25 protein-coding genes are annotated in these 25,444 nt (G+C 72.1%); 15 read left to right on the forward strand and 10 right to left on the reverse strand.

Going from position 1 to position 25,444, the window contains the following annotated elements; genetic code table 11:
• Window positions 1–26 precede the first annotated feature (26 nt).
• Together TCUR_RS15140 and TCUR_RS15145 are read left to right on the forward strand one after the other, a co-directional pair.
• The gene (locus TCUR_RS15140) at window positions 27–1,307 is read left to right on the forward strand and encodes a peptidase MA family metallohydrolase (RefSeq protein ID WP_012853399.1); all 1,281 of its coding nucleotides are present in this window, start codon (window positions 27–29) and stop codon (window positions 1,305–1,307) included.
• Window positions 1,304–2,599 carry a M48 family metallopeptidase gene (locus TCUR_RS15145; RefSeq protein WP_012853400.1) on the forward strand — a complete coding sequence of 432 codons (1,296 nt, stop codon included), beginning with the start codon at window positions 1,304–1,306 and terminating at the stop codon, window positions 2,597–2,599. The genes TCUR_RS15140 and TCUR_RS15145 overlap by 4 nt, the downstream gene beginning before the upstream one ends.
• Window positions 2,600–2,607: 8 nt before the next feature.
• Here TCUR_RS15145 and TCUR_RS15150 read toward each other — a convergent pair whose 3' ends face one another.
• From TCUR_RS15150 to ctaC, 4 genes are all read right to left on the reverse strand, one after another.
• Complete coding sequence (locus tag TCUR_RS15150) at window positions 2,608–3,804, reverse strand: L,D-transpeptidase (RefSeq protein WP_245536867.1); 1,197 nt, start codon at window positions 3,802–3,804, stop codon at window positions 2,608–2,610.
• 318 nt (window positions 3,805–4,122) lie between these two features.
• Window positions 4,123–4,533, reverse strand: coding sequence for a cytochrome c oxidase subunit 4 (locus TCUR_RS15155; protein ID WP_012853402.1), 411 nt, complete (start codon window positions 4,531–4,533; stop codon window positions 4,123–4,125).
• 3 nt (window positions 4,534–4,536) lie between these two features.
• On the reverse strand, window positions 4,537–6,222 hold the full coding sequence (ctaD, locus tag TCUR_RS15160) for an aa3-type cytochrome oxidase subunit I (protein ID WP_012853403.1): 1,686 nt from the start codon (window positions 6,220–6,222) through the stop codon (window positions 4,537–4,539).
• On the reverse strand, window positions 6,219–6,983 hold the full coding sequence (ctaC, locus tag TCUR_RS15165) for an aa3-type cytochrome oxidase subunit II (RefSeq protein WP_245536868.1): 765 nt from the start codon (window positions 6,981–6,983) through the stop codon (window positions 6,219–6,221). The genes ctaD and ctaC overlap by 4 nt, the downstream gene beginning before the upstream one ends.
• A gap of 221 nt (window positions 6,984–7,204) precedes the next feature.
• On the opposite strand from ctaC, the gene TCUR_RS15170 reads away from it, so the two are divergent.
• Both TCUR_RS15170 and TCUR_RS28030 read left to right on the forward strand, forming a co-directional pair.
• Window positions 7,205–8,401, forward strand: coding sequence for a cysteine desulfurase family protein (locus TCUR_RS15170; RefSeq protein ID WP_012853405.1), 1,197 nt, complete (start codon window positions 7,205–7,207; stop codon window positions 8,399–8,401).
• Window positions 8,402–8,833: 432 nt separating this feature from the next.
• Window positions 8,834–9,052: a sulfurtransferase TusA family protein gene (locus tag TCUR_RS28030; protein WP_041441963.1), complete on the forward strand. Its 219-nt coding sequence runs from the start codon at window positions 8,834–8,836 to the stop codon at window positions 9,050–9,052.
• Between the two features lie 54 nt (window positions 9,053–9,106).
• Here TCUR_RS28030 and TCUR_RS15180 read toward each other — a convergent pair whose 3' ends face one another.
• Both TCUR_RS15180 and TCUR_RS15185 read right to left on the reverse strand, forming a co-directional pair.
• Window positions 9,107–10,081 carry a carbohydrate kinase family protein gene (locus TCUR_RS15180; protein WP_012853407.1) on the reverse strand — a complete coding sequence of 325 codons (975 nt, stop codon included), beginning with the start codon at window positions 10,079–10,081 and terminating at the stop codon, window positions 9,107–9,109.
• Window positions 10,082–10,658: 577 nt separating this feature from the next.
• On the reverse strand, window positions 10,659–11,018 hold the full coding sequence (locus TCUR_RS15185) for a HesB/IscA family protein (RefSeq protein ID WP_012853408.1): 360 nt from the start codon (window positions 11,016–11,018) through the stop codon (window positions 10,659–10,661).
• Between the two features lie 277 nt (window positions 11,019–11,295).
• On the opposite strand from TCUR_RS15185, the gene nadA reads away from it, so the two are divergent.
• Complete coding sequence (nadA, locus tag TCUR_RS15190; RefSeq protein WP_012853409.1) at window positions 11,296–12,462, forward strand: quinolinate synthase NadA; 1,167 nt, start codon at window positions 11,296–11,298, stop codon at window positions 12,460–12,462.
• A gap of 121 nt (window positions 12,463–12,583) precedes the next feature.
• Here nadA and pspAA read toward each other — a convergent pair whose 3' ends face one another.
• A complete protein-coding gene (gene pspAA, locus TCUR_RS15195; protein WP_041439818.1) occupies window positions 12,584–12,862 on the reverse strand; it encodes a PspA-associated protein PspAA in 279 nt (92 codons plus the stop codon).
• Entirely contained in the window at window positions 12,859–13,686 is an 828-nt protein-coding gene (locus TCUR_RS15200) for a PspA/IM30 family protein (RefSeq protein ID WP_083789871.1), read from the reverse strand. The genes pspAA and TCUR_RS15200 overlap by 4 nt, the downstream gene beginning before the upstream one ends.
• A 174-nt stretch (window positions 13,687–13,860) precedes the next feature.
• On the opposite strand from TCUR_RS15200, the gene TCUR_RS15205 reads away from it, so the two are divergent.
• Window positions 13,861–14,457: a DUF3043 domain-containing protein gene (locus tag TCUR_RS15205; protein ID WP_012853412.1), complete on the forward strand. Its 597-nt coding sequence runs from the start codon at window positions 13,861–13,863 to the stop codon at window positions 14,455–14,457.
• A 37-nt stretch (window positions 14,458–14,494) separates the two neighbouring features.
• Window positions 14,495–15,496, forward strand: coding sequence for an aldo/keto reductase family protein (locus TCUR_RS15210; protein WP_012853413.1), 1,002 nt, complete (start codon window positions 14,495–14,497; stop codon window positions 15,494–15,496).
• Between the two features lie 26 nt (window positions 15,497–15,522).
• On the opposite strand, the gene TCUR_RS15215 is transcribed toward TCUR_RS15210, so the two are convergent.
• Window positions 15,523–15,711, reverse strand: coding sequence for a hypothetical protein (locus TCUR_RS15215; protein ID WP_342610134.1), 189 nt, complete (start codon window positions 15,709–15,711; stop codon window positions 15,523–15,525).
• Between the two features lie 131 nt (window positions 15,712–15,842).
• On the opposite strand from TCUR_RS15215, the gene TCUR_RS15220 reads away from it, so the two are divergent.
• From TCUR_RS15220 to lipB, 8 genes are all read left to right on the forward strand, one after another.
• On the forward strand, window positions 15,843–16,799 hold the full coding sequence (locus TCUR_RS15220; RefSeq protein ID WP_012853415.1) for a bifunctional adenosylcobinamide kinase/adenosylcobinamide-phosphate guanylyltransferase: 957 nt from the start codon (window positions 15,843–15,845) through the stop codon (window positions 16,797–16,799).
• Complete coding sequence (locus TCUR_RS15225; protein WP_012853416.1) at window positions 16,796–17,554, forward strand: adenosylcobinamide-GDP ribazoletransferase; 759 nt, start codon at window positions 16,796–16,798, stop codon at window positions 17,552–17,554. The genes TCUR_RS15220 and TCUR_RS15225 overlap by 4 nt, the downstream gene beginning before the upstream one ends.
• 182 nt (window positions 17,555–17,736) lie before the next feature.
• Window positions 17,737–19,239, forward strand: a complete 1,503-nt coding sequence (locus TCUR_RS15230; protein ID WP_041439820.1) for a leucyl aminopeptidase — start codon at window positions 17,737–17,739, stop codon at window positions 19,237–19,239.
• 113 nt (window positions 19,240–19,352) lie between these two features.
• Entirely contained in the window at window positions 19,353–20,744 is a 1,392-nt protein-coding gene (lpdA, locus tag TCUR_RS15235; RefSeq protein ID WP_012853418.1) for a dihydrolipoyl dehydrogenase, read from the forward strand.
• 37 nt (window positions 20,745–20,781) lie between these two features.
• Window positions 20,782–22,254, forward strand: a complete 1,473-nt coding sequence (gene sucB / locus TCUR_RS15240) for a 2-oxoglutarate dehydrogenase, E2 component, dihydrolipoamide succinyltransferase (protein WP_012853419.1) — start codon at window positions 20,782–20,784, stop codon at window positions 22,252–22,254.
• Between the two features lie 102 nt (window positions 22,255–22,356).
• A complete protein-coding gene (locus tag TCUR_RS15245; RefSeq protein WP_012853420.1) occupies window positions 22,357–23,250 on the forward strand; it encodes a TIGR01777 family oxidoreductase in 894 nt (297 codons plus the stop codon).
• A gap of 91 nt (window positions 23,251–23,341) precedes the next feature.
• Window positions 23,342–24,079 carry a Type 1 glutamine amidotransferase-like domain-containing protein gene (locus TCUR_RS15250; RefSeq protein ID WP_012853421.1) on the forward strand — a complete coding sequence of 246 codons (738 nt, stop codon included), beginning with the start codon at window positions 23,342–23,344 and terminating at the stop codon, window positions 24,077–24,079.
• A gap of 134 nt (window positions 24,080–24,213) precedes the next feature.
• Window positions 24,214–24,882 carry a lipoyl(octanoyl) transferase LipB gene (gene lipB / locus TCUR_RS15255; protein WP_041441966.1) on the forward strand — a complete coding sequence of 223 codons (669 nt, stop codon included), beginning with the start codon at window positions 24,214–24,216 and terminating at the stop codon, window positions 24,880–24,882.
• A 13-nt stretch (window positions 24,883–24,895) separates the two neighbouring features.
• Here lipB and TCUR_RS15260 read toward each other — a convergent pair whose 3' ends face one another.
• On the reverse strand, window positions 24,896–25,411 hold the full coding sequence (locus tag TCUR_RS15260; RefSeq protein ID WP_012853423.1) for a YfbM family protein: 516 nt from the start codon (window positions 25,409–25,411) through the stop codon (window positions 24,896–24,898).
• Window positions 25,412–25,444: the final 33 nt, after the last annotated feature.

Below are 25,444 nucleotides of genomic sequence, written 5' to 3' on the forward strand. Positions count from 1 at the left end.
CGGTGAACCCCCATAGGATCACCGGCATGGACGGCGGACCCGAGACATCGGCGAACGGCACCGGCCGGCGCACAGTGCGCCGGCCGGTGCTCGTCGTCTCGGCGCTGGTGGCCGTTCTCCTCCTGGCGGCGGGCGGCCTGTGGGCCGTCCTGCGGGACGGCGGCTCCCCCGCCCCGGCGGCCGATGCCACCGCCGCTCCCGCACCACCGCGGCCGGACGCGCAAGCCGTCCGGCAGATCCTGGACGGCCGCGCCCGCGCCGTGCGGGACGGCGACCGGATCGCCTTCCTGGCCACCGTCACGGCCGCCCCCGCACCCTTCCGGAACGCGCAGGCGACCGTGTTCGACAACCTCACCCGGCTGCCGCTGAGCGGCTGGCGGGAAGAGCTCGCCTCACCGGTCCCGGTGGCCGCAGGCCGGGACGGCGCGGTGCTCGAGGTGACGCTGCGGTACCGGCTGAAAGGCCACGACCGCCGCGAGGTGACCCGGACCCGCTACCTGACCTTCGCCCGGCGCGGCGGCGCCTGGCGGCTGGTCGGGGACGGCACCGCCCACGGCCTGCGCGACGAGGCCGACATCTGGGATAGCGGCCCGCTCGACGTCGTGCGCGGCGAGCACAGCCTGGTGATCGGCTCCTCTCCCCTGCTGCGGGAGATCGCCGACCGGCTGGATGCGGCCGTGCCCGTCGTCACCGAGGTGCTGGGAGAGCGCTGGGCGCGCCGGGCGGTCGCGCTCGTCCCGGCCGACGACGTGCAGGCCGCCGCGCTGGTGCCCGACGGCGACCCGCTGGGCGATGCGGGGTCCATCGCGGCGCTGGCCGTCTCCGGCGACTCGGGGGAGGACCGCATCGTCATCGCCCCGGGGACGTTCTCCAGGCTCAACGCCCTCGGCCGGAAGGTGGTCCTCACCCACGAGCTGACCCACATCGCCACCGGAGGCGCCCGCGACGGGCGCACTCCCCTGTGGCTGATCGAGGGCCTGGCCGACTACGTGGGCTACCGGGACACGAAGGTGCCGGTCCGCTCGGCGGCGCGGGAACTGCGCGCCGAGGTGACCGCCGGGCACCTGCCGCGGAGGTTGCCCGGCCCCGCGGAGTTCGCCGACGCCGCACGGCTGCCGCAGGCGTATGCGGAGGCGTGGCTGGCCTGCCGCATGATCGCCGACCGGTACGGAGAGGACGCGCTGGTGCGGCTCTACCGTGCCGCCGGTGAACGCTCCCAAGACGCGGCGTTGCGTTCGGTCCTGGGCCTGGACACCGCCGGCCTCACCGCGATGTGGCGGGACTACCTGCACAGGGAGCTGCGATGACCGCTGCCGGACGGGCCCGTGCCGCCGCACTGATCACGGGCGTGGTGCTGCTGGCGGGAGACGGCGTCCTGCTGATGGCGACCACGCCGTGGGAACCGCTGCCCGGCGGCGGAAGCGAGCCCGATCCGGCCCGGGACTTCTCCCCCGCCGAACTGGCCCGCTCGGCGGCCTTCGACGCCGCGCTCAACCCGCCGGCGTACGCGGGGCTGCTCACCGGGCTGGCGGTCGTGCTGGTGCTGGGGCTGACCCCGCTGGGGGCGCGCTTCATCGGCTGGTGCACCGCGCGGGTGCCCGGGCGGGCGCTGCGGCTGGCGGTGGCGGTGGTGGCGGTGACGACGCTGCTGCGGCTGGCCGCCCTGCCGCTGCGGATCTGGCGGGAGAGTGTGCTGCGCCGCTACGGCCTGTCGGTCCAGACCTGGCCGGCCTGGCTGGCCGACCAGCTCAAGTCGCTGGCGCTGGCCTGGGCGATCTGGACGGTGGCGGTGCTGCTACTGTACGTCCTGGCCCGGCGTTTTCCGCGTTACTGGTGGGCGGGGGCGGCAGCGGGCGGGTTCGCTCTCGTGGTGGTGCTGTCGTTCCTCTACCCGCTGCTCGTGGAGCCGGTGTTCAACCGGTTCCACTCGCTGCCCGCCGGGCCGCTGCGCACCGAGCTGCTGGCGATGGCCGCGCGGGACCGGGTGCCGGTCACCGACGTCCTGGTGGCCGACGCCTCCCGGCGGACCACCTCGCTGAACGCTTACGTGTCGGGATTCGGCTCCACCCGCCGCATCGTGGTCTACGACACGCTGCTGAAATCGCCGCCCGAGCGGATCAAATCGATCGTCGCCCACGAGCTCGGCCACGCCAAGCACAACGACGTCCTCCGCGGCACGCTCACCGGCGCCCTGGGGGTCTCCGGGGGAGTCTGCCTGCTGTACCTGGCGCTGACCTCGCCCGGGCTGCGCCGCCGGGCGGGGCTGGCCGACCGGACGGCCGAGCCGGTGGTCTGCGACCCGCGCTCGGTGGCGCTGCTGCTGGCCGTGGTCAGCGTGCTGACCCAGCTCAGCGGCCCGGTCCAGAACCTGATCAGCAGGCGGGTGGAGGCGCGGGCCGACGCGCACGCGCTGGCGCTCACCGGCGATGCGGCCACGTTCGTGTCGATGCAGCGCGAGCTGGCGCTGCGGAACCTGTCGGATCTGCGGCCGAACCCGGTGGAGTACGCGCTGTGGTTCAGCCACCCCAGCGTGCCCGAACGCATCGCCATGGCCCGGGACTGGGCCCGCCTGCACGGCGGGCGGGCCGCCCGGCCCTGAAGCTGTGCTCAGTCCCCGCCGGCCTGAGGGGAGATCAGCGCCGACGGGGAGGCCGCCGGGGTCGCCGGTGCCTCGGCCTGCGGCAAGGGCTCCCGCACCGGCTCGGAACCGTGCGGGCCGACCGACAGGGCCTGCTTGAGCGCGCTGCCCTTCACCCACTCGTCCCAGCCGAGCTGCCAGTAGCCCCAGCCGTTGGTGGGTTCCAGCTCCCGGTTGGTGCCGACGACCCGGAAGGGGTCGCCCCGGTAGCTGAAGTGGTAGAACCAGCGGGCCGCCGACGGGCTCATGTTGATGCAGCCGTGACTGACGTTGCGGTGCCCCTGGGCGTGCAGCGACCAGGGCGCCGAGTGGGTGTACTCGCCGCTGCTGGAGATGCGCACCGCCCAGTTGACGGTCAGGCGGTAGTGGCCGGGGCAGCCGGGCGGGCAGCCGACGGTGGAGGAGTCCATGATCACCGGGTTGCCCTTTTCCATCGTCAGATGGTGGCCGTTGGTGGTGGTGTACTTGCGGACCCCGCCGCGGCCCATGCTGATCGGGAAGTCGCGGATCTTCTTGCCGTCCCGGTAGACGGCCATGCGGTGGGTCTTGGCGTTGGCCACGCTGGCATGGGCCTCGCCGATCTTGAACTTCAGGTCCAGGTCTTCGGTGGCGTACCCGTCGCGGACCGCGCGGACCCCGTTGAGATGGGCGATCAGCCGCACCCGGGTGTGGGCGGGCCAGTGCTCGCGGGTGCGGAAGACGACGTTCTGGCCGTCGAACCAGTGCCAGGCGCCCACGACCGGTTTGCTGGAGCGCACCTCCAGCGCCCGCTCCACCGCGGCCCGGTCGGTGATCTCACGGTCGAACCGCACGATGATCGGCATTCCCACACCCACCGTCTCGCCCGGGGCGGGCGCCTCGACGGAGGCGGTCACCGCCCGCTCGACCGTGCGGGTGGTGAACGTGCCGGTGACCGTGTGGGTGCGGCCGTCCGGGCCGAGCGCGGTGGCGATCACCTCGTAGCGGGTGCCCGGGGTGAGCGCCCAGCGCGACCGCCACTGGCTGCCGTCGTCGCTGATCCGGCCCGCCACCTCGGCGCCGCGGGCGCGGACGGTGACGTTCTGCAGGGTGCCGCCCGCCGCGCTGACCACGATCGGGGTGTCGGGGAGGACGTCCCCGCTGCCGTTGCGCGGGACGACGCTTAAGCCGACCGGTGCGGCCTTCACCTGGGCGGTATCGCCCCCCGTGCAACCGGCGAGCCCGATGACCAGGACCATCCCGATGCCCGCGCTCGCCGCGGTGCGGACGGCCGGACGGCTTGCACGCCTGTCCCCCGTCTTGCGGACGCTGAGGTACACCCTCACAACCCCCCGTGCCTGGGCCGGGCGACCGGTCATCCGGCGTCCGGCGCAATGGGGCCGGACGATCGCGATTCCCCCATCGGTGTGATACCGGTCACCCACCGTCTGGACGGGTCAATTATGAAGGGGGCCGGTCTCCGCTGATAAGCGGACACCGGCCCCCTTAGCAGACCTTTTGCCTGATCAGTGCTGGAAGTGACCCCGGTAGTACTCGAAGACGAGGCCGATGCAGCTCAGCAGCGTGGCGGCGATCCCGAAGACCACCAGCCACCAGCCGAAGACCAGGCCGAGGGTGATGCAGGCCGCCGAGGCCGCCACGAACAGCGGCCACCAGCTGTGCGGGCTGAAGAAGCCCACCTCGCCGGCCGCCTGGACGATCTCCCCGTCGGGGTCGTCCTCATACAGCGGGCCGTTGTTGGCCTTCTCCAGGCGCCGGATCGTGAAGTGGATGTAGAACCCGATCAGCCCGGCCAGGCCGACCGACAGGGCCAGCGCGGTGGTGCCCGTCCACTCCTTGGACCACAGCCAGTAGACGATGTCAGTGATCAGGAAGAAGATCGCGCACCCGTAGAACATGAATGCCTGAACGCGCATCGGTCACTTCTCCGATCCGGTGCCGGCCCCGGCCTCCGCCAGCTCGCCCTTGGCATCCGCGTACGGGTAGTGCAGGTCGAAGGCGGGGCGCTCGGAGCGAATCTGCGGGATCGAGGTGAAGTTGTGCCGCGGCGGCGGGCAGGAGGTCGCCCACTCCAGCGAGCCTCCGTACCCCCAGGGGTCGTCCACCTCGACCTTCTTGCCCTTCTTGGCGGTGATGTAGATGTTGTAGAAGAACGGCAGCAGCGACAGCGACAGCAGGATCGAGAAGATCGTCGACACCTGGTTCAGGGCGGTGAACTCCTCGGCGTAGTCGGGGTAACGGCGCGGCATGCCCGCCGCACCCAGCCAGTGCTGCACGAGGAAGGTGCCGTGGAAGCCGATGAACAGCATCCAGAACTGCAGCTTGCCGAGCTTCTCGTTGAGCATCTTGCCGGTGAACTTCGGCCACCAGAAGTAGAACCCGGCGAACATCGCGAACACCACGGTGCCGAACACCACGTAGTGGAAGTGGCCCACCACGAAGTAGGAGTCCGACAGGTGGAAGTCCATCGGCGGGGAGGCCAGGATGACACCGGTCAGCCCGCCGAACAGGAAGGTCACCAGGAAGCCCAGCGACCACAGCATCGGCGTCTCGAAGGTCAGCCGGCCGCGCCACATGGTGCCGATCCAGTTGAAGAACTTCACCCCGGTGGGCACCGCGATGAGGAACGTCATGAAGGAGAAGAACGGCAGCAGCACCTGGCCGGTCACGTACATGTGGTGCGCCCACACGGTGACCGACAGGCCCGCGATGGCGATGGTGGCGCCCACCAGGCCGATGTAGCCGAAGATCGGCTTACGGCTGAACACCGGCAGGATCTCGGTCACGATGCCGAAGAACGGCAGCGCGATGATGTAGACCTCCGGGTGGCCGAAGAACCAGAACAGGTGCTGGTACAGGATCGCCCCGCCGTGCGAGGAGTCGAACACGTGCGCCCCGTACAGCCGGTCGGCGGCCAGCCCCAGCAGCGCCGCGGCCAGCGGCGGGAAGGCCAGCAGCACCAGGATCGAGGTGAGCAGGACGTTCCAGGTGAAGATCGGCATCCGGAACATCGTCATGCCCGGGGCGCGCATGCACAGGATGGTGGTGATGAAGTTGACCGCGCCCAGGATGGTGCCCAGACCGCTCATGGCCAGGCCCAGCACCCACAGGTCGCCGCCGACGCCGGGGGTGCGGACCGCGTCCGACAGCGGGGCGTAGGCGAACCACCCGAAGCTGGCCGCGCCGCCGGGGGTCAAAAAGCCCGACAGCGCGATCAGGCTGCCGAACAGGAACAGCCAGTAGGCCAGCATGTTCATCCGCGGGAACGCCACGTCCGGCGCGCCGATCTGCAGCGGCATGATCGCGTTGGCGAAGCCGGCGAACAGCGGCGTGGCGAACATCAGCAGCATGACCGTGCCATGCATGGTGAACAGCTGGTTGAACTGCTCGTTGCTCACCAGCTGCATGCCGGGCTCATACAGCTCGGCACGCATGACGATGGCCATCACGCCGCCGATGAGGAACATGATGAACGAGGTGATCAGGTACAGGTAACCGATCACCTTGTGGTCGGTGCTGGACAGCCAGGACGCCAGCAGGCGCCCCTTGCTCGTCCGCGGCGCAGCGAGCGGCGGTGCGCTCGGAGCATGGCTGAGCGTGGTCACTGGGTTCCTCCGGCCGCCTTGGACTCAGCGATGAACTTCTGGTACTCCTCCGGCGTGACCACCTTCAGCTGGAACAGCATCCGGCTGTGGTCCACGCCGCACAGTTCGGCGCAGCGGCCCTCGTACAGGCCCGTCTTCTTGGCCGTGATCTCGAACTCGTTGACGTAGCCCGGGATCATGTCCTTCTTGTACAGCAGCGCGGGCACCCAGAACGAGTGGATGACGTCGTTGGAGTGCAGCCGGAAGCGCACCTTCTGCCCGGCGGGGATCATCACCTGCGGCTTGCTGGCGGCGTTGGGATCCACCGGGACGCCGACCACGGACGCCACCGTCGGGGCGTCCTTGGCCAGGCTCTCCTTGTAGTCGAACTGCCAGCTCCACTGGAAGCCGTACACATCGATCACGGCGGCGACGTTGTCGTCGCTCGTCTTCTCGATGTAGCTCTGATCACGCGCGGTGAAGTAGAACAGCACCGCGATGATCACGAACGGCACCGCCGTGTAGAGCATCTCGATGGGCAGGTTGTAACGCACCTGCGGCGGCAGATCGTCGGAGCGCTTGCGGTGGAACAGCACCGCCCAGAGGATCAGACCCCAGACGACGCCACCGACCGCGAACGCGGCGATCCAGGACCCCTGCCATAGCTGCAGGATGCGCTCGGCCTGGTCACTGATCGGCTCGGGCATGCCAAGGCGGGCCGCCTCGCCACTGCACGCGGTGGCGGTCATCGCCAGCAGGGCCAGCGCGCCGGCACTGGTCAATGCGCGGCGGGCGCGCACCGGCGTACGCCGCTCCCTTGAGCGGGTCGGACTCACGGAATGCCTTCCCCACAGATGAAGCCCGGTGCAACCGGGCACTCAGATCGGTAGTTCACACGTGTGCAGGACACATTAGCGCGGAGGGTCGCCACCCCCCTGATCGGGTGCCGAGTTGTTAATGTCGAGGTCGTGTCATCTGTATCCGGCCGACCCGGCGGCATGCGATGAACGGGCCGCTCAGCTTCGATGACGCCACCGCCGCGGCGGGGCCGGCGGGCGCGCCCGCCGGCTACCTCGATGCGGCCTCCGGCGAGCCGCTGCACCCGGCGGCGCGCCGGGCGCTGCTGGAGGCGCTGGAGGCGGGCTGGGCCGATCCCGCCCGCCTGTACGGGGCGGCGCGCAACGCCCGGCTGCTGCTGGAGCGGGCGCGCGCCCGCGTGGCCGCGGTGCTGGGCGTGCTGCCCGATGAGGTCTTCTTCACCTCTTCCGGCACCCAGGCGGTGCACCTGGCGGTGCTGGGCGCGCTGCGCGCCCGGCGCCGGGTGGGACGTCACCTGGTGGTCGGGGCGGTGGAGCACTCCAGCGTGCTGCACGCCGCCGAGCTGCACGAGCGGGAGGGCGGCGAGGTCACCCGGGTGGGCGTGGACCGGCACGGCCGGGTCGACCCGGAGGCGTTCGCCGCCGCGCTGCGCCCGGACACCGCGCTGGCCTGCCTGCAGACCGCCAACCACGAGGTGGGCACGCTGCAGCCGGTGCAGGAGGTGGCGCAGGCCTGCCGGGCGGTGCGGGTGCCGCTGTTCACCGACGCCGCCCAGTCGGTGGGGCGGACGGACCTGCCGGAGGGCTGGTCGCTGCTGGCCGCCAGCGCCCACAAGTGGGGCGGGCCCGCCGGGGTGGGGCTGCTGGTGATCCGCAAGAACACCCGGTGGCGTTCGCCGCTGCCGGCCGATGAGCGCGAGCGGCGGCACGTGCCGGGCTTTGAGAACGTGCCCGCGGCGGTGGCGGCCGCCGCGGCGCTGGAGGCGTTCCGGGCGGAGATGGCCGACGAAGGCCCCCGCCTGTCGGCGCTGGTGGACCGGATCCGCGAGCAGGTGCCCCGCCTGGTGCCGGATGTGGAGGTGGTCGGCGACCCGGTGCGGCGGCTGCCGCACATCGTCACCTTCTCCTGCCTGTATGTGGAGGGAGAGGCGCTGCTGACCGAGCTCGACCGGTTCGGGTTCGCGGTCTCCTCCGGCAGCTCCTGCACGGCCGACACCCTGCGTCCCAGCCATGTGCTGGAGGCCATGGGAGTGATTACCCATGGCAATGTGCGGGTATCGCTGCCTCGTGGCACGAAATCCCCCGATGTCGACCGGTTCTTGACGGTGCTTGCGGACGTGGTGAGCCGGCTGCGCCGCGATGCCGGCATGGTCACCGGATGAGCGGCGCCGAAGCGGCGGGAAAAGGCAGGTGGCGTGGCCGTCCATGGGCGCTTTCGGGCACTGGGGCAGTGCAGTGCGGGGCCACGCGCTGTGGTATCGGTCTGATATATTGAGCCCGCTCAATGGCAAAGAGGAAAGAGCCGCTGAGTCTACCGCCGGGCCGGCGGGATGTGAAGCCTGTAGAGGTCGTGTAAGGCCCCGGCAAGCCGGGTTCGTCCCAGGGGCCGCCGCGGCCTGTGAAACAGGAAGGTCCGGCCCGCGAGGGCCTGAAATCCCCGGGCTTCGGCCGTGGGGAGGAGGTCGATGATGTTCCGAGGCCGCGGCACCCGCGGATCAGCCAGAGCGGCCGGTCGCCGGCGGGCGCGGTCCGCCCCCGAGCAGCAGGCTCCCGCCCCGGCCGAGCCCGCCGCGCCCGCGGCTCCCCCGCCGGCGCTGGTGATCGACGCGCTCGGCCGCAAATGCCCCATCCCGATCATCTGGCTGGCCGAGCGGATCCGTGAGGTCCCCATCGGGCAGGTGGTGGCGGTGCTGGCCGACGATGTGGCCGCCCGCACCGACGTGCCGGCCTGGTGCCGGATGAAGTCTCAGGAGTTCATCCGCGAAGAGCCCCTTGCCCAGGGCTGGGCCTTCCACATTCGCCGCTGCTATTAGCAGGCGGCCGGGCCTTTCGGCCACGGCCGCCCGCAACGGCGCGCCCGCCCGTTCTCAGGGCAGGTGCGAGGCGATCTCGTCGGCCGCGCTCTGGCCGTAGGCGTCGGTGAAGCGGGACAGGAACTCCTCCCGCTCCAGGCGGTACTCCTGGGGGCCGGGGCTTTCCAGGGCGTGGACGGCCACGAGGTTGCCGACCTGGGCGGCGCGTTCCAGGGACAGCCCCCAGGCGGTGGCCGACAGGAAGCCGGCGCGGAAGGCGTCGCCGACGCCGGTGGGCTCGACCGCCTTGCGCACGGGGGCGGCGGGCACGTGGATCTCCGGCTGGCCCTTACGGGTGATCACCACGCCCTTGGGGCCGAGCGTGGTCACCCGGATCTCCACGCGGTCGAGGATCTCCGTGTCCCCCCACCCGGTCTTCTGCTCCACCAGCGCCTTTTCGTACTCGTTGGTGAACAGGTAACGGGCGCCTTCGATCAGCGTGCGGATCTGCTCGCCCTCCATGCGGGCCAGCTGCTGGGAGACGTCGGCGGCGAAGGGGAAGCCGCGCTCGCGGCACTCCTCGGTGTGCCGGATCATCGCCTCCGGGTCGTTGGGGCTGATCACCACCAGGTCCAGGCCGCCGACCCGGTCGGCGACCGGCCCCAGCTCGATGTCGCGCGCCTCGCTCATGGCCCCGGCGTAAAAAGAGGCGATCTGGTTGTGATCGACGTCGGTGGTGCACAGGAAGCGGGCGGTGTGCCGCAGCTCGGAGACGTGCACCGACTCGGTGTCCACCCCGTGCCGCTCCAGCCAGGAGCGGTAGTCGGCGAAGTCGTTGCCCACGGCGCCGACCAGGATCGGCCGCAGGCCCAGCGAGCCCATCCCGAAGCAGATGTTGGCGGCGATGCCGCCCCGGCGGATCTCCAGCTCGTCCACCAGGAACGACAGCGACACACGGTGCAGCTGGTCGGGGATGAGCTGGTCGGTGAACTTGCCGGGGAAGCTCATCAGATAGTCGTTGGCGATGGATCCGGTCACGGCGATGCGCACGCGTCGCTCTCCTCGTCGGTGTCGTCCGGTTCTTTTCCGGCTGTTTCAGTCCCGCAAAGCCTTCACGGGAGGCGCCTTCGGGCCACCAAAGGCTAACGCCCGTCAAGTCTCCCCGAATGCGGGGATCGCGGCTTCGGTTCCGGCGAAAGAAAGCGGCGCGTCACCTCGTGGACGGGCTCGTGCAGGGCGGCAGCGACGCGGCCCGGGCGCCTGTGGCACCCGGGCCGCACGCCGTGGACGCCGGCGCCTTGGCCGAGGCTCGGCGAACCCTTTTCAGCACGCCGTCCGCGCAGGTCGAGGCGGTGACGTCGCGGTCAGGGACGACGCTGTGACCTGGAACGTCGTCGCAGCAGGCACCATCGGGGCTTCCGGCCCCGGCTCCGTGGGCCGTGCGTCGAAACAGGTTGAGCGAACCTTTTCAACACATGATCTCGGGCGCCGGAGACGGGAGCCCCGAGGGTGTCTGAGCCGTGACGTCGCAGGTCACGGCATCGTCCCTGGCTGTGAGGCTCCCGTCCCGGCCTGTGGAAACGGCGTGTTGAAAAAGGTTCAGCGGAGACGGCGCGTCGAGTAAGGGTCAGTTGAAGGAGTCGCCGCAGGCGCAGGTGCCCGTGGCGTTGGGGTTGTCGATGGTGAAGCCCTGCTTTTCGATGGTGTCGACGAAGTCGATGGTGGCGCCGGCCAGGTAGGGCGCGCTGGTGCGGTCCACCCGCACCTGCAGGCCGTTGAAGTCCTGCACCAGGTCGCCGTCCATCTCCCGCTCGTCGAAGTAGAGCTGGTAGATCAGCCCGGAGCAGCCGCCGGGCTGCACGGCCACGCGCAGCGCCAGGTCGTCACGGCCCTCCTGCTCCAGCAGGTCCTTGGCCTTGGCGGCGGCGGCATCGGTGAGGATGACGCCGCTGACCTGCTCGGTGGTCTCGGTGCTCTCTACCGTCATGTGTTCAGCTCCCGGTCTAGCTCGTCGGCCGTCCGGCGACCGTCGCGTTCGATCGATGATGGCTGGGGCCGCGGACGCCCCCAAGACGTCGCCGCGCCTCCTCAGCACACCAACGTACCCCGCGCCGCGGGCATTCCGTCTACCCGCGGGGCGGACCCGGGCGGGGCGGTGACCTCCGCCTCACCCCGGCCGGGGACCCCGGGGGTTCACCGGATTTCGGGATATGCGACCATTAGTGTCAGAGCGACGATAAGTCTCCGTCGCAGAGGAGGATCCCGTGACCACCACCCCCGAGCTCGGTACCCGGAGCCTTCCGCTGCTGCTGCTGGGCACCGAGTCCGACCCGGCCAGCGAGCGCGGCGTCTCGTGCCCGGGGGCGCTGCCCCCGGCCTCCGACCCCGCGCTGGTGGAACGTGCCAGGGCGGCCAAGGCCGCGCTCGGCGATCAGGTCTTCGTGCTCGGCCACCACTACCAGCGCGATGAGGTCATCCAGTTCGCGGACGTGACCGGCGACTCCTTCAAGCTGGCCCGCGACGCGGCGGCCCGTCCCCAGGCGCCCTACATCGTCTTCTGCGGCGTGCACTTCATGGCCGAGTCCGCCGACATCCTCACCGCCGACCACCAGCAGGTGGTGCTGCCGGACATGGCGGCCGGCTGCTCGATGGCCGACATGGCCACCTTCGACCAGGTCGAAGAGTGCTGGGAGGTCCTGGAGGAGGTGGGGATCGCCGACGATGTGGTCCCCGTCACCTACATGAACTCCTCGGCCGACATCAAGGCGTTCGTGGGGCGGCACGGCGGCGTGGTGTGCACCTCCTCCAACGCGCGCAGGGCCCTGGAGTGGGCCTACTCCAAGGGCTCGAAGGTGCTGTTCCTGCCCGACCAGCACCTGGGGCGCAACACCGCGGTGCTGGAGATGGGCTTTTCGCTGGACGACTGCGTGGTCTACGACCCGCACCGGCCGGAGGGCGGCCTGACGCCCCGGCAGTTCCGCGACGCCCGGATGCTGCTGTGGCGCGGGCACTGCTCGGTGCACGCCCGCTTCACCAAGGCCTCGGTGGATGAGATCCGCTCCCGCGTCCCGGACGTCAACATCCTGGTGCACCCCGAGTGCCGGCACGAGGTGGTGGTGGAGGCCGACTACGTCGGCTCCACCGAGTACATCATCAAGACCCTGGCCGCGGCGCCGGCCGGCTCCTCGTGGGCGGTCGGCACCGAGCTGAACCTGGTGCGGCGCCTGGCGAACATGCACCCGGACAAGAACGTGATGTTCCTGGACCGGACCGTGTGCTTTTGCTCCACGATGAACCGGATCGACCTGCCGCACCTGGTGTGGGCGCTGGAGTCGCTCGCCAAGGGCGAGGTGGTCAACCGGATCCAGGTGGACGAGGAGACCGCCCACTACGCCAAGGCGGCGCTGGACCAGATGCTGGCCCTGCCCTGACGCACCGCCGGCCGCGGGCGGGCACCGCACGCGGCGGGCACGAGGGACGCGCCCGAAGACGGGCGGGCCTTCCGCCCGGCGGGCGCGTTCCCCGGCCGTAAAAAGCCGCAGGCGGGCGGCCTCAGCCGGGGATGAGCCCGGCGTCCCCCAGCATCTTGCGGACCTCCTCCATCTGGGAGTCGGCCGGCGGCAGGATCAGCTCAGAGGGCTCCAGGCTGTCGGCCGGCAGCGGCGTGCCGACGCTGCGCACGCTCTCCAGCAGCTCGTGCAGCGCGGTCCGGAACGCCTCCTCGTCCCCCGCCTCGATGGCGGCCTCGACCCGCTCGTCGAGCTCGTTGAGCGCGGCCAGATCGCCCGGGGCCACCTCCAGCTGCCCCTCGCCCATGATGCGGACGATCACTGGGCACCCCCCGGCTGCTGCGGCCAGGGCCCCTGGGCCGGCGGCTGCTGCGGGGCGGCCTGCTGGTGGGGAGCCTGCTGGGGGGCCTGCTGCGGGGTGCCGGCGTCCAGCTGCTTAGGGGCCGGCGCCTGGCCGAGCTCGGCCTTCATCCGCTCCAGCTCCAGCTCCACGCCGGCGGTGGCGCCCATGCGGTCCAGCTCGGCCTGGATGTCGTCCCGGGAACCGCTGAAGTCGTCCAGCGCGCCGGAGGCCAGCAGCTCGTCGATGGCGCCGGCGCGGGCCTTCATGGTCTCGGCCTTCTCCTCGGCCCGCTGGATGGCCAGGCCGACATCGCCCATCTCCTCGGAGATCCCGGCGAACGCCTCGTTGATCCTGGTCTGCGCCTCGGCCGCGGTGTAGGTGGCCTTGATGGTCTCCTTGCGGGTGCGGAAGGCGTCCACCTTGGCCTGCAGCCGCTGGGAGGCCAGCGTCAGCTTCTCCTCCTCGCTCTGCAGGTTCTGGTGCTGCATGCGCAGCTCGTTGAGCTGGCCGTCCAGGCCGGCGCGCCGCTGCAGCGCCTCGCGGGCCAGGTCCTCGCGGCCGACCTGCAGCGCCTTGCGGCTCTGCTCGGTCAGCTTGGTGTGCTGCTGCTCCAGCTGCTGGATCTGCAGCTCCAGGCGCTTGCGGGCGGTCGCCACGTCGGCCACCCCGCGGCGCACCTTCTGCAGCATCTCCAGCTGGCGCTGGTAGGAGTAGTCCAAGGTCTCACGAGGATCCTCCAGACGGTCCAGCGCCTTGTTCGCCTTGGACTTGAAGATCATCGACATTCGCTTCATCACGCTCATCGCGCGGCGCCGGTCCCTTCGTGATGTACTGCAATGACCACTGCTGGGGCTGATATCACCCTACGCGTTAACGTCTGGCGGCTCCATGGTGTTGCCGTCCCCTGGTCCTGGTAGGACGTACCCACCCGCCCCCGGGTTCCACGGACGGCCCAAGCGGACGCGGAGGGTACCCTGATGGCCGTGTTCCGACGTCGTAGCCAGGCCACCTCCGAAGCACCCCCTCCCCCCGTGGCCAAGCCGGGAGGCAAGGGTCGTCCCACGCCCAAGCGCCGCGAGGCCGAAAAGCGGCGGCGGCAGTACATCACCGCCCCGCGCGACCGCAAGGAGGCCTACCGGCGGCTCCGCGAACGGCAGGCCAAGCAGCGCGCGCTGGTACGCGAGGGAATGCGGCGCGGCGACGAACGCTACCTGCTCAAGCGGGACAAGGGCCCGGTCCGCCGGTTCGCCCGCGACTACGTCGACGGCCGGCGCACCATCGGCTCCTACCTGATGTACGCGATGCTGGTCATCGTGCTGCTGAGCTTCATCCGCTCGCCCATCACCGCGCTGCTGATGCTGTTCGCCCCGCCGCTGCTGCTGGCCGCGGTGCTGATCGAGGGCCTGGTGATCAGCATGCGGGTCAAGAAGCTGACCGCCGAGCGCTTCCCCGACGAAGACCGCAAGGGCGTGGGCCTGTATGCGGCCGTGCGCGCCATGCAGATCCGCCGGCTGCGGATACCGGAGCCTCAGGTGAAGATCGGCGAGCGGGTGGAGGCCCGCGACCGGCGCTGAAGCTCGCCGCGCGGCGCGGCCCGCTAGGGTCGGGATCATGGAGTTCCGACACCTTGGCCGCAGCGGTCTGGTCATCAGCGAGATCGCCTACGGCAACTGGCTGACCCACGGGTCCCAGATCGAAGAGGACGCCGCGGTGGCGTGCGTGCACGCGGCCCTCGACGAGGGGATCACCACGTTCGACACCGCCGACGTCTACGCCGGCACCCGGGCCGAGGAGGTGCTGGGCCGGGCGCTGAAGGGGCAGCGGCGCGAGGGCCTGGAGATCTTCACCAAGGTCTACTGGCCCACCGGCCCCGGCAAGAACGACCGCGGGCTGTCGCGCAAGCACATCATGGAGTCGGTCGAAGGTTCGCTGCGCCGGCTGCAGACCGACTACATCGACCTGTACCAGGCGCACCGGTTCGACTATGAGACCCCGCTGGAGGAGACCCTGCGGGCCTTCGACGACCTGGTGCGCCAGGGCAAGGTGCTGTACGTGGGCGTCTCGGAGTGGCGGGCCGAGGAGATCAAGCGCGCCCTGAAGATCGCCGACGAGATGGGCCTGGACCGCATCGTCTCCAACCAGCCGCAGTACTCGATGCTGTGGCGGGTCATCGAAGAAGAGGTCGTGCCGCTGTGCGAGCGGGAGGGCATCGGGCAGATCGTCTGGTCCCCGCTCGCCCAGGGCGTGCTGACCGGCAAGTACCTGCCGGGTCAGCCTCCGCCGGCCGGTTCGCGCGCCACCGACCAGGCCGGCGGGGCGAACTTCATCAAGGGCCTGCTGACCGATGAGATCCTCACCCGGGTGCAGAACCTGCGGCCGATCGCCCAGGAGCTGGGCCTGACGATGGCGCAGCTGGCGATCGCCTGGGTGCTGCAGAACCCGAACGTGTCGGCGGCCATCATCGGGGCCACCCGTCCCGAGCAGGTCCGCGACAACGTCAAGGCCGCCGGGGTGAAGCTGGAGGCCGACGTCCTCAAGCGCATCGACGAGGTGCTGGGCCCGGTGATCGTCCGCGACCCGGCCAAGACCGTCAGCCCTCCCCGGCGTCCTTAGCCGTCACGGCTGCGGGACGGCGGAGCTCACTCGGGGTCGAGCAGGCTCATCGGGTAGACGACGGCGCCGTCTTCCAGCAGGACCACCTGCTCGACCCCGGCGTCCCGCAGCTCGCGCCAGTGCAGTCCCAGCCACGACTCCGCGTCCGCCTGGGTGGCGAACGTCTCTTCGGGCACGCCGGGCACGGTCACGATCTCCCCGTCGCCCCCTTGCAAACGCCAGCTCCACGGCATGAAAAGCTCGACCTCCCTTGTCGGAAGGCGAGACTAGCCGTTGCCGCCCGCCGATGCCCGGCCCGGTCCCAGATGCCCCGGTCCCAGATGAAAGGTTTCCGGTGCGCCGCGACATGGCAGCCTCTCCCCGCATCGAGCTGATCGGCACCGCCGGGCCGCGCGGCTGGCCCGAGCCGGACTGCCGCTGCGCCTCCTGCAGCGGGCTGCGCCGGGCCGGGGTGGCGTTCGAGCCGACGCGGGCGCTGGTGGACGGGGTGCCGCTGGAGCACCTGGAGCGCACGCCGCTGCCCGGCGGGTACGAGGCGCGCTCGCCGGGCGGCGGCCGGCTGCTGGTCGCCGGCGGCCCCGGGGAGCGCCCGCGGCCCGCGGCGGGGGCGGTCTACGACGCCGTGCTGCTCGATCTGGCGGGCCACCCGGAGCATCTGGGGCTGCTGCGGCACCTGGGCGCGGTCGCCCCCGGCACCCGGGTGCTGGCCGTCCACAACGACCACCGCCTGCCCTCCCCCGGCGAGCTGCGGCGCCGCCTGCCGTGGTGGACGCATCCGCCCGAGGGCCCCCACCGCACCCTGGTGCTGGGCGGCGTGCGGTCGGGCAAGTCCGCCGAGGCCGAGCTGCGGCTGGCGGCCTGCCCTCAGGTGACGTACGTGGCGACCGCCGCCCCCGCCGGCGGCGACGCCGAGTGGGCCGCGCGGATCGAGGCGCACCGGCGACGCCGCCCGCACTGGTGGCGCACCGTGGAGACGACCGATCTCGCGGGCGTCCTGAGGTCCGCCACGGGCGCGGTCCTGGTGGACGGCATCGGCAGCTGGCTGGCCGCGGTGATGGACGAGACCGGCGCCTGGGACGACCCCTCCCGCCTGGAGCCGCGCCTGGAGGAGCTGGTGGCGGCGTGGCGGGCCACGCGGGCCCGCGTCGTCGCGGTGAGCGACGAGGTCGGCCTGGCGCCGGTCCCGCTGACCGCGGCCGGGCGGGCGTTCGGCGACCGGCTCGGCCGGCTCAACCAGCGCCTTGCGGCCGAGTCGGAGGAGGCGGTGCTGGTCGTCGCCGGGCGCGTCCTGGAGCTTCGGTGATCGCCGGTCTGCGGCTGGCGGTGACGCTGCTCACCGTCGTCCCGGCCGGGACGGTGCGCATCGACCGCGCCTCGGCCCGGGCGGCGATGCTGCTCGCCCCGGCCACCGGGCTGATCACCGGCGGCGCCGCCGCGGCGGTGCTGCTGGCGGCCGGGCCGCTGGGCGTCCCCCGCCTGCCGGCCGCGGCGCTGGCGGTGGCCGCCACGGCGGCCGTGACCCGCGCCCTGCACCTGGACGGCCTGGCCGACCTGGCCGACGGGCTGGGCAGCGCCCGGCCCGCCGCCGAGGCGCTGGAGATCATGAAGCGGTCCGACATCGGCCCGTTCGGGGTCGTCGCGGTGCTGCTGACGCTGCTGATCCGGGTCACCGCGCTGGCCACGGCGCCCGATGCGGCCCTGGCGGCGGTGACCGCGGCGGTGGCCGGGCGGCTCACCCTGCCGTGGGCCTGCCGGGCCGGGGTGCCCGGCGCCCGGCCCGGCGGTCTCGGCGCGCTCGTCGCGGGCACGGTCCCCACGGCCGCCGCCGTCGCCGTCACCGTCGCCGCGGCGGCCGCGGCGGCCGCGGCCGGGGCGGCGACCGGCGGTCTGGAGGGCGCCCTGCACGGCGCCGGCGCCGTCGCCGCCGGGCTGGCCGCCGGGCTGGTGACGCTCCGGCGCGTGCTGCGCCGCCTGCACGGGGTGACCGGGGACGTCCTGGGCGCCCTGGTGGAGATCGCCGAGACCGCCGCGCTGGTCGCCTTCATCGCCGTGCGCTGAGCGCCCTGCGGGCGCAGACGCGCACGTCGGCGTTCCGGGGGAGCGCGATGGGCCCGGCCCGCTCCGCAACGGCGAACTCCTCGGCCGGGACCGGTCACGGCCCGGCCGGCCGGTCGAGGAACTCCAAGGCGAGTCGATCAACAGAACGAAAGCGGTCGGCCAGGGCACTAGCATCAGATTGCGTGACGACCATCAGTCTTACCAGCACAGCCCCGTCCGCCCTGGAAGTCGACGCGATCGTCATCGGGATCGCGCCCGGCGGCTCCGACTCGTCGGACGGCGCCCCGCCCCGGCTGGCCGACGGCGCCCACGACATCGACCGGGCCTTCGGCGGCAGGCTGGCGACGGCGCTGCAGGCGCTGGGCGCCACCGGCAAGGCCGGTGAGATCACCAAGCTGCCCACGCTGGGCACGCTGCCCGCGCCCGTCCTGGTGGCGGCCGGGCTCGGGGAGGAGACCGGCGCCGATGCGCTGCGGCGCGCCTCGGGCGCGGCGGTGCGCGCGCTGGCCGGCTCGGCCAAGGTGGCCCTCGCACTGCCGGCGGGCACGGCCGAGGAGGTCGGCGCGGTGGCGCTGGGCGCGTTGCTGGGCAACTACTCCTTCGGCAAGTACCGCACCGGCGAGCACAAAAAGCCGGTCGCGGAGCTGACCGTGGCCACCGGCGGCCCGGTCGAGGACGGCGAGCAGGCCCTGGAGCGGGCGCGGACGCTGGCCTCCTCGGTGACGCTGGTGCGCGACCTGGTCAACACCCCGCCCTCGGACCTGGGCCCGGACGATCTGGCCCAGATCGCCGCGAAGGTGGCCGGCGAGGTCGGCCTGGGGGTGGAGATCCTCGATGAAAAGGCGCTGGCGGAGGGCGGCTACGGCGGCATCGTGGGCGTCGGGCAGGGCTCGGCCCGCCCGCCCCGGCTGGTGCGGCTGGCCTACTCCCACCCCGAGGCCGCCAAGACGGTGGTGTTCGTGGGCAAGGGGATCACCTTCGACACCGGCGGCCTGTCGCTCAAGCCGTCCGAGGCCATGGACTGGATGAAGTCCGACATGGGCGGGGCGGGCGCGGTGCTGGGCGCGCTGCGCGCCATCGCGCTGCTCAAGCCCAAGGTCAACGTGATCGGCTACCTGCCGCTGGCGGAGAACATGCCCAGCGGCACCGCCCAGCGGCCCTCCGACGTGCTCACCGTCTACGGCGGCAAGACCGTGGAGGTGCTCAACACCGACGCCGAGGGCCGGCTGGTCATGGCCGACGCGCTGGTGCGCTCCGGCGAGGACTCCCCCGACCTGCTGGTGGACGTCGCCACGCTGACCGGTGCGCAGCTGGTGGCGCTGGGCACCCGCACCTGCGGGGTGATGGCCAACGACGACGAGGTCCGCGAGAAGGTGGTGGCCGCCGCCACCCGCGCCGGCGAGGCCGCCTGGCCCATGCCGCTGCCGGCGGAGCTGCGCAAGGGGCTGGAGTCGGCGGTGGCCGACATCGCCAACATCAGCGGCGAGCGCTGGGGCGGCATGCTGGTGGCGGGCATCTTCCTCAAGGAGTTCGTCCCCGAGGGCGTCAAGTGGGCGCACCTGGACATCGCCGGCCCGGCCTTCAACAAGGGCGAGCCCTACGGCGAGGTCCCCAAGGGCGGGACCGGCGCCGCCACCCGCACCCTGGTGCAGATCGCCGAGGAGGTCGCCGCGGGAACGCTGTGACCCTCTTCGCCGCGTTTCCACAGGTGCCGAGCCGGAAAAAGTGAAAAGCTTTCCCTGTGGCCTGCGCGCCGCAGCGGGAGCCGGACACCACGCATCACCCAAGGAGCGTTCAGTTGGTCGACAGCGGCGGTCCCTTCGACGTCGTCGTCCTGGGAGGCGGCAGCGGGGGGTACGCCTGCGCCCTGCGCGCTGCGGAACTCGGCATGCGGGTGGCCCTCATCGAACGGGACACCCTCGGCGGCACCTGCCTGAACCGGGGCTGCATCCCGACCAAGGCGCTGCTGCACGCCGCAGAGGTCGCCGAGACCGCCCGCCGGGCCGCCCGGTTCGGAGTGCGGGCCTCCTTCGAAGGCGTGGACATGCCCGCGGTGCACGCCTACAAGGACAAGGTGGTCTCCGGCACCGTCAAGGGGCTGACCGGGCTGCTGCGCGCCAAGGGCGTCACGATCGTCGAAGGCGAGGGCCGGCTGGCGGGGCCGACCGCCGTCCAGGTCGCCACACCGGCCGGCCCGGTCCGCTGCGAGGGCCGCCACCTGGTGCTGGCCACCGGCTCGGCGCCCCGCTCACTGCCCGGCCTGCCGGTCGACGGCGAGCGGGTGATCTTCAGCGACCAGGCGCTGACGCTGCAGCGGGTGCCCGCCTCGGTGATCGTGCTGGGCGGCGGCGTGATCGGCGTGGAGTTCGCCAGCATCTGGCGCTCGTTCGGCGCCGAGGTGACCATCGTCGAGGCGCTGCCGCACCTGCTGCCGATGGAGGAGCCCTCCAGCTCCCGGCGGCTGGAACGCGCCTTCCGCAAACGCGGCATCGCTTTTGAGCTCGGTGCCCGCGTGGAGGGCGTCAAGACCACCGAAACCGGCGTGACGGTCACCTTGGCCGGCGGCCGGACGCTGGCGGCGGAGCTGCTGCTGGTGGCGGTCGGCCGCGCCCCGTGCTCGGCCGGCCTGGGCCTGGCCGAGGCCGGGGTGCGCACCGAGCGCGGTTTCGTCGAGGTGGACCGCTACTGCCGCACCTCGGTGCCCACCATCAGCGCGGTCGGCGACCTGATCGCCACCCCGCAGCTGGCGCACGTGGGCTTCGCCGAGGGCATCTTGGTCGCCGAACGGCTCGGCGGCCTGTCCCCGGCCCCCATCGACTACGACGGGGTGCCCCGCATCGCCTACTGCGACCCGGAGGTGGCCTCCGTGGGGCTGACCTCCGCACAAGCCGCCGAACGCGGCCATCAAATCATGCAGGTTACATATGATCTTGCTGGGAATCCGAAGAGTAAGATCCTGGGAACACAGGGCGAGGTCAAGGTGATCGCCGAACGGGGCGGCCGGGTGCTCGGCATCCACATGGTGGGAGCCCGGGTAGGCGAACTCATCACCGAGGGCCAGCTCATCTACAACTGGGAGGCCCTTCCCAGCGAGGTCGCCCAGCTGATACATCCCCACCCAACCCAGTCCGAGGCGGTCGGCGAGGCACACCTGGCGCTCGCCGGCAAGCCACTGCACGTGCACGGCTGATCCGCCCGCACATATTCCGAAGGAGTCGCTGAGAGCCATGCCGGTCTCCGTCACCATGCCCCAGCTCGGCGAGAGCGTGACCGAGGGCACCGTCACCCGCTGGCTGAAGAAGGAGGGTGAGCACGTCGCGACGGACGAGCCGCTTCTCGAAGTGTCGACCGACAAGGTCGACACCGAGATCCCTTCGCCTGCCTCGGGCATCCTGACCAAGATCTCCGTCGCCGAGGACGAGACCGTGGAGGTCGGCGCCGAACTGGCGATCATCTCCTCTGAGGAGGAGGTCTCCGCCGCCGCCCCGGCCGCCGCGCCGCAACCGCAGCCGCAGGCGCAGCCCGAGCCGCCGGCCGCCCCGGCCCAGCCGCAGTCGCCGCCGCCGGCGTCCTGGCCGCCGCCCGCGCAGTCGGCCGCCCCGGCGCCGCCCCCGGCTCCCGCACCGGCCCCGGCTCCGGCTCCGCAGGCCCCGCCGCAGCCGGCTCCGGCTCCCGAACCGCAGGCCGAAACGCCCGCCCCGGCGCCGCAGCCGCAGGCCCCCGCCCCGGCCGCGGAGGCCCCTTACGTCACGCCGCTGGTGCGCAAGCTGGCCGCCGAGCACGGCGTGGACCTCAGCCAGATCAAGGGCACCGGCGTCGGCGGCCGCATCCGCAAGCAGGACGTGCTGGAGGCCGCCAAGGCCAAGCAGGCCGCCCAGCAGGCCGCCCCGGCTCCGGCGGCTCCCCAGGCTCCCGCCGCGCCGCAGGCCCCGGCCGCCCCGGCGCCGGCCGTTCCCTCGCCCGAGGCGCTGCAGCTGCGCGGCAAGACCGAGAAGATGTCGCGGATCCGGCAGACCATCGCCCGCCGGATGGTGGAGTCGCTGCAGGTGTCCGCCCAGCTGACCACCGTGGTCGAGGCGGACGTCACCAAGATCGCGCGGCTGCGGGAGCGGGCCAAGGACGACTTCGCCGCCCGCGAGGGCGTCAAGCTGTCGTTCCTGCCGTTCTTCGCGCTGGCCGCGGTCGAGGCCCTCAAGGTCCACCCCAAGCTGAACGCGGTCATCAACAGCGAGACCAACGAGGTCACCTACCACGACGTGGAGAACCTCGGCATCGCGGTGGACGTGCCCGACCGCGGCCTGATGGTGCCGGTCATCCACAACGCCGGGCAGCTCAACCTGGCCGGCCTGGCCCAGCGCATCGCCGACCTGGCCGAGCGCACCCGCACCAACAAGGTGAGCCCGGACGAGCTGACCGGCGGCACGTTCACCATCACCAACACCGGCAGCCGCGGCGCGCTGTTCGACACCCCGATCCTCAACCAGCCGCAGGTCGCCATGCTCGGCACCGGCGCGGTCGTCAAGCGCCCGGCGGTCATCGACGACCCGAACCTCGGCGAGGTCATCGCGGTCCGCTCGATGGTCTACCTGGCGCTGACCTACGACCACCGGCTGATCGACGGCGCCGACGCCGCCCGTTTCCTGGGCACCGTCAAGCAGCGCCTGGAAGAGGGCAACTTCGAGGCCGAGCTCGGTCTGTGACCTGCGCGTCCACGCGCATCCGCAGGACCCCGTCCGTCTCCCGGCGCGGAGGCGGCGGGGTCCTTCCCGTCTGGAGGGGGCCGCCGCGATTAGGGTGGGGTCATGAAGGTCGCGATCACGGGGGCGTCCGGGCTGATCGGCGGCGCGCTGGCGCAAAGCCTGGAAAGCGACGGGCACCGGGTGCTGCGGCTGGTCCGGCGGCAGCCGCGCGGCCCCGCGGAGGCGCGCTGGGAGCCCGGCGGGCGGGTGGAGACCGCGGCGCTGGAGGGCGCCGACGCGGTGGTGCACCTGGCCGGGGCCGGCATCGGCGACCGGCGCTGGAACCGCGCCTACAAGCAGCTGATCCGCGACAGCCGGGTGAACGGCACGCGCACCATCGCCGCCGCGCTGGCCGGCCTGGCCGACCGGCCCAAGGTGCTGGTGTGCGGGTCGGCCATCGGCTACTACGGCGACACCGGCGACCGGGAGGCCGACGAAGACTCCCCTCAGGGCGCCGGTTTCCTGGCGCAGCTGGTGGCCGATTGGGAGGCCGCGACGCAGCCGGCCGCCGACGCCGGGATCCGGGTGGTGCTGCCGCGCACCGGCGTGGTGCTCAGCCGCCGGGGCGGGATGCTGGCCAGGCTGCTGCCGCTGTTCCGGCTGGGCCTGGGCGGGCGGCTGGGCTCGGGACGGCAGTGGATGAGCTGGATCTCGCTGACCGACCAGGTGGCCGCGCTGCGTTTCCTCATCGAGGGGCGGCTGTCGGGGCCGGTGAACCTGACCGCGCCCCACCCGGTCACCAACGCCGAGTACACCCGGGCGCTGGCCGAGGCGGTGCGCCGTCCCGCGCCCTGGGTGGTGCCCAAGCTGCCGCTGAAGATCGCCCTGGGCGGTTTCGCCGAGGAGGGCGTCTTCGTCAGCCAGCGGGTGATGCCGCGCCGGCTGCTGGAAGCCGGGTTCTCCTTCACTCATCCCGTGCTGAGCGAAGCCCTGCGCGCGGAGCTGTCCGGGCCCTGAGGTCAAGGTTGGCCAAAGTCACGCCCTGACAACACCAGTGGTCCTACGGTGACGGGTGAGGTGACACAGCCGCAGAGAAGAGGCCGACGAGATGAGCACTGACGGACAGCCGCACATCCTCGCCATCGGCGGGGGGACGTTCATCCCCGACGACCGGTACGGGCTGTCCCCCAGCCCGCTGCTGCGGTACGCGCTCGACCTGACCGGGCAGGACCGGCCCCGGGTGTGCTTCCTGGCCACCGCGCAGGGAGACGGCTCGGAGCACATCGCCCGCGGCTATGCGGCGCTGTCCAGGCTGGACGCCGAGGTCAGCCATCTGGCGCTGTTCCCGATGCCCAACGTCGCCGATGTGCGCTCCCACATCCTCAGCCAGGACCTGCTGTATGTGTTCGGCGGCAGCGTCGCCAACCTGCTGGCGCTGTGGCGGCTGCACGGCCTGGTGGAGATCCTGCGCGAGGCCTGGCAGGAGGGGGTGGTCCTGGCCGGGCAGAGCGCCGGGGCGCTGTGCTGGCACGTGGGCGGCAACACCGACTCCTTCGGGCCGCGGCTGCGCCCGCTGACCGACGGGCTGGGCTTTGTGCCGTACTCGTGCGGCGTCCACTACGACAGCGATCCGCAGCGGCGGCCGCTGCTGCACCGCTCGGTGGGCGAGGGCCTGCTGCCCGCCGGGTACGCCGCCGATGAGGGCGTCGGGCTGCACTATGTGGGCACCGAGCTGGTGCAGGCGGTCTCCTACCGCGAGCAGGGCCGCGCCTACGGCATCGAGCCGGACGGCTCCGGCGGCGTCAAGGAGATGGTGATCGAACCGCGGCTGCTGTCGGGTTCCTGAGCGTCCGGCGAGATCCGCGGCACCGGCCGATCGGCGACGGGCCCGGTCGTAGGCTGGTCGCTGTGACAGACGTACTCGAGGCGAGCGGAGCGGCGGCAGGCGACACCGGGGCCGCGGCGACGCGCAATGGTGAGCTGGTCATCGTCCACGTGGGGTTCGGCGAGCGGGCCGTCCCCTACCAGACCGCCTGGGAGCTGCAACGGCGCACCCAGGAGCGGCGGATCGCCGGGCTGATCCCCGACACCGCGCTGCTGCTGGAGCACCAGCCGGTCTACACCGCCGGCAAGCGCACCACCCCCATGGACCGGCCGGTCACCGATCCCGGCGCCCCGGTGATCGACGTGGACCGCGGCGGCAAGATCACCTGGCACGGGCCGGGACAGCTGACCGGCTACCCGATCGTCCGGCTGCCCGACCCGGTGGACGTGATCGCCTACGTCCGCAAGCTGGAGATCATGATGATGCGGGTCTGCGCCGAGCTGGGCCTGGAGACGATCACCGTGGAGGGCCGGCGGGGCCTGTGGGTGCCCGGCACCCCCGACCGCAAGATCGGCTCGATCGGCGTGCGGGTCTCGCGCGGGGTGACCATGCACGGCTTCATGATCAACTGCGACTGCGACATGTCGTGGTTCGACCGCATCGTGCCGTGCGGCATCCGCGATGTGGGTTCCACCTCGCTCAGCCTGGAGCTGGGGCGGCGGGTGCCGGTCCAGGAGGTCGTGCCGCTGGTGGAGCGGCACTTGGCAGAGGTGCTGGGCGCGCGGGAGATCCTGCACCGCACACCGGCCCAGCTGGAGGGCTGAGCCCCGCCCTTCTTCAGCGGGCGCGGGGAGCCATCGTCTTGTAGACGGCCTGGCCGTCGGCCGCCGCCGCGCCGAACAGCCGGGTGAGCCGTTCGTAGGCGGGGCGCAGCACCCGCTCGCACGCATCGGCGTCCATCCGGTCGGCGTCCTGCACCCCGGCGGCGGCCATCGCGGCCGCATCGAAGCGCTCGGCCAGCATCCCGAACGGGACCTCGGCCAGCAGTTCGGCGACCGGGCGGACCCGCTCGGGCGGCAGGTAGATCACGTCCATGCCCAGCTCGCCGGTGCCGTCCTCGGTCAGCAGCCGGCCGCCGCACACCACGTCGCCCTCGGGCGGGCGGCCGTCCCAGGGGTCGCCGGTGATCAGGTAATGCAGTGCCTGCCAGGCGCCGCCCACATCGGCGATCCGGTCGGCCGGATGGCGGCGGCGCCAGTCGGGCCGGCCGAACACCAGCTGGGCGATCCCGTCCGGATCCCGCCGGCCCTCAAGCGACGGGGGCAGCCTGAGGTACGACATCGCCAGGCCCACGGGACGGCTCCTTCACCTAACTCATCGGTAACG

The sequence above is a fragment of the Thermomonospora curvata DSM 43183 genome (genome assembly GCF_000024385.1).
GTDB lineage: Bacteria > Actinomycetota > Actinomycetes > Streptosporangiales > Streptosporangiaceae > Thermomonospora > Thermomonospora curvata.

Excerpts from the sequence above, each read along its gene's own strand:
- TCUR_RS15210 (WP_012853413.1), top strand. The coding sequence starts at position 14,495 with ATGGAGTTCCGACACCTTGGCCGCAGCGGTCTGGTCATCAGCGAGATC.
- TCUR_RS15205 (WP_012853412.1), top strand. The coding sequence starts at position 13,861 with ATGGCCGTGTTCCGACGTCGTAGCCAGGCCACCTCCGAAGCACCCCCT.
- TCUR_RS15245 (WP_012853420.1), top strand. The coding sequence starts at position 22,357 with ATGAAGGTCGCGATCACGGGGGCGTCCGGGCTGATCGGCGGCGCGCTG.
- sucB (WP_012853419.1), top strand. The coding sequence starts at position 20,782 with ATGCCGGTCTCCGTCACCATGCCCCAGCTCGGCGAGAGCGTGACCGAG.
- TCUR_RS15250 (WP_012853421.1), top strand. The coding sequence starts at position 23,342 with ATGAGCACTGACGGACAGCCGCACATCCTCGCCATCGGCGGGGGGACG.
- TCUR_RS15155 (WP_012853402.1), bottom strand. The coding sequence starts at position 4,533 with ATGCGCGTTCAGGCATTCATGTTCTACGGGTGCGCGATCTTCTTCCTG.
- TCUR_RS15140 (WP_012853399.1), top strand. The coding sequence starts at position 27 with ATGGACGGCGGACCCGAGACATCGGCGAACGGCACCGGCCGGCGCACA.
- TCUR_RS15185 (WP_012853408.1), bottom strand. The coding sequence starts at position 11,018 with ATGACGGTAGAGAGCACCGAGACCACCGAGCAGGTCAGCGGCGTCATC.
- TCUR_RS15200 (WP_083789871.1), bottom strand. The coding sequence starts at position 13,686 with ATGAGCGTGATGAAGCGAATGTCGATGATCTTCAAGTCCAAGGCGAAC.
- TCUR_RS15220 (WP_012853415.1), top strand. The coding sequence starts at position 15,843 with ATGGCAGCCTCTCCCCGCATCGAGCTGATCGGCACCGCCGGGCCGCGC.
- TCUR_RS15145 (WP_012853400.1), top strand. The coding sequence starts at position 1,304 with ATGACCGCTGCCGGACGGGCCCGTGCCGCCGCACTGATCACGGGCGTG.
- TCUR_RS15170 (WP_012853405.1), top strand. The coding sequence starts at position 7,205 with ATGAACGGGCCGCTCAGCTTCGATGACGCCACCGCCGCGGCGGGGCCG.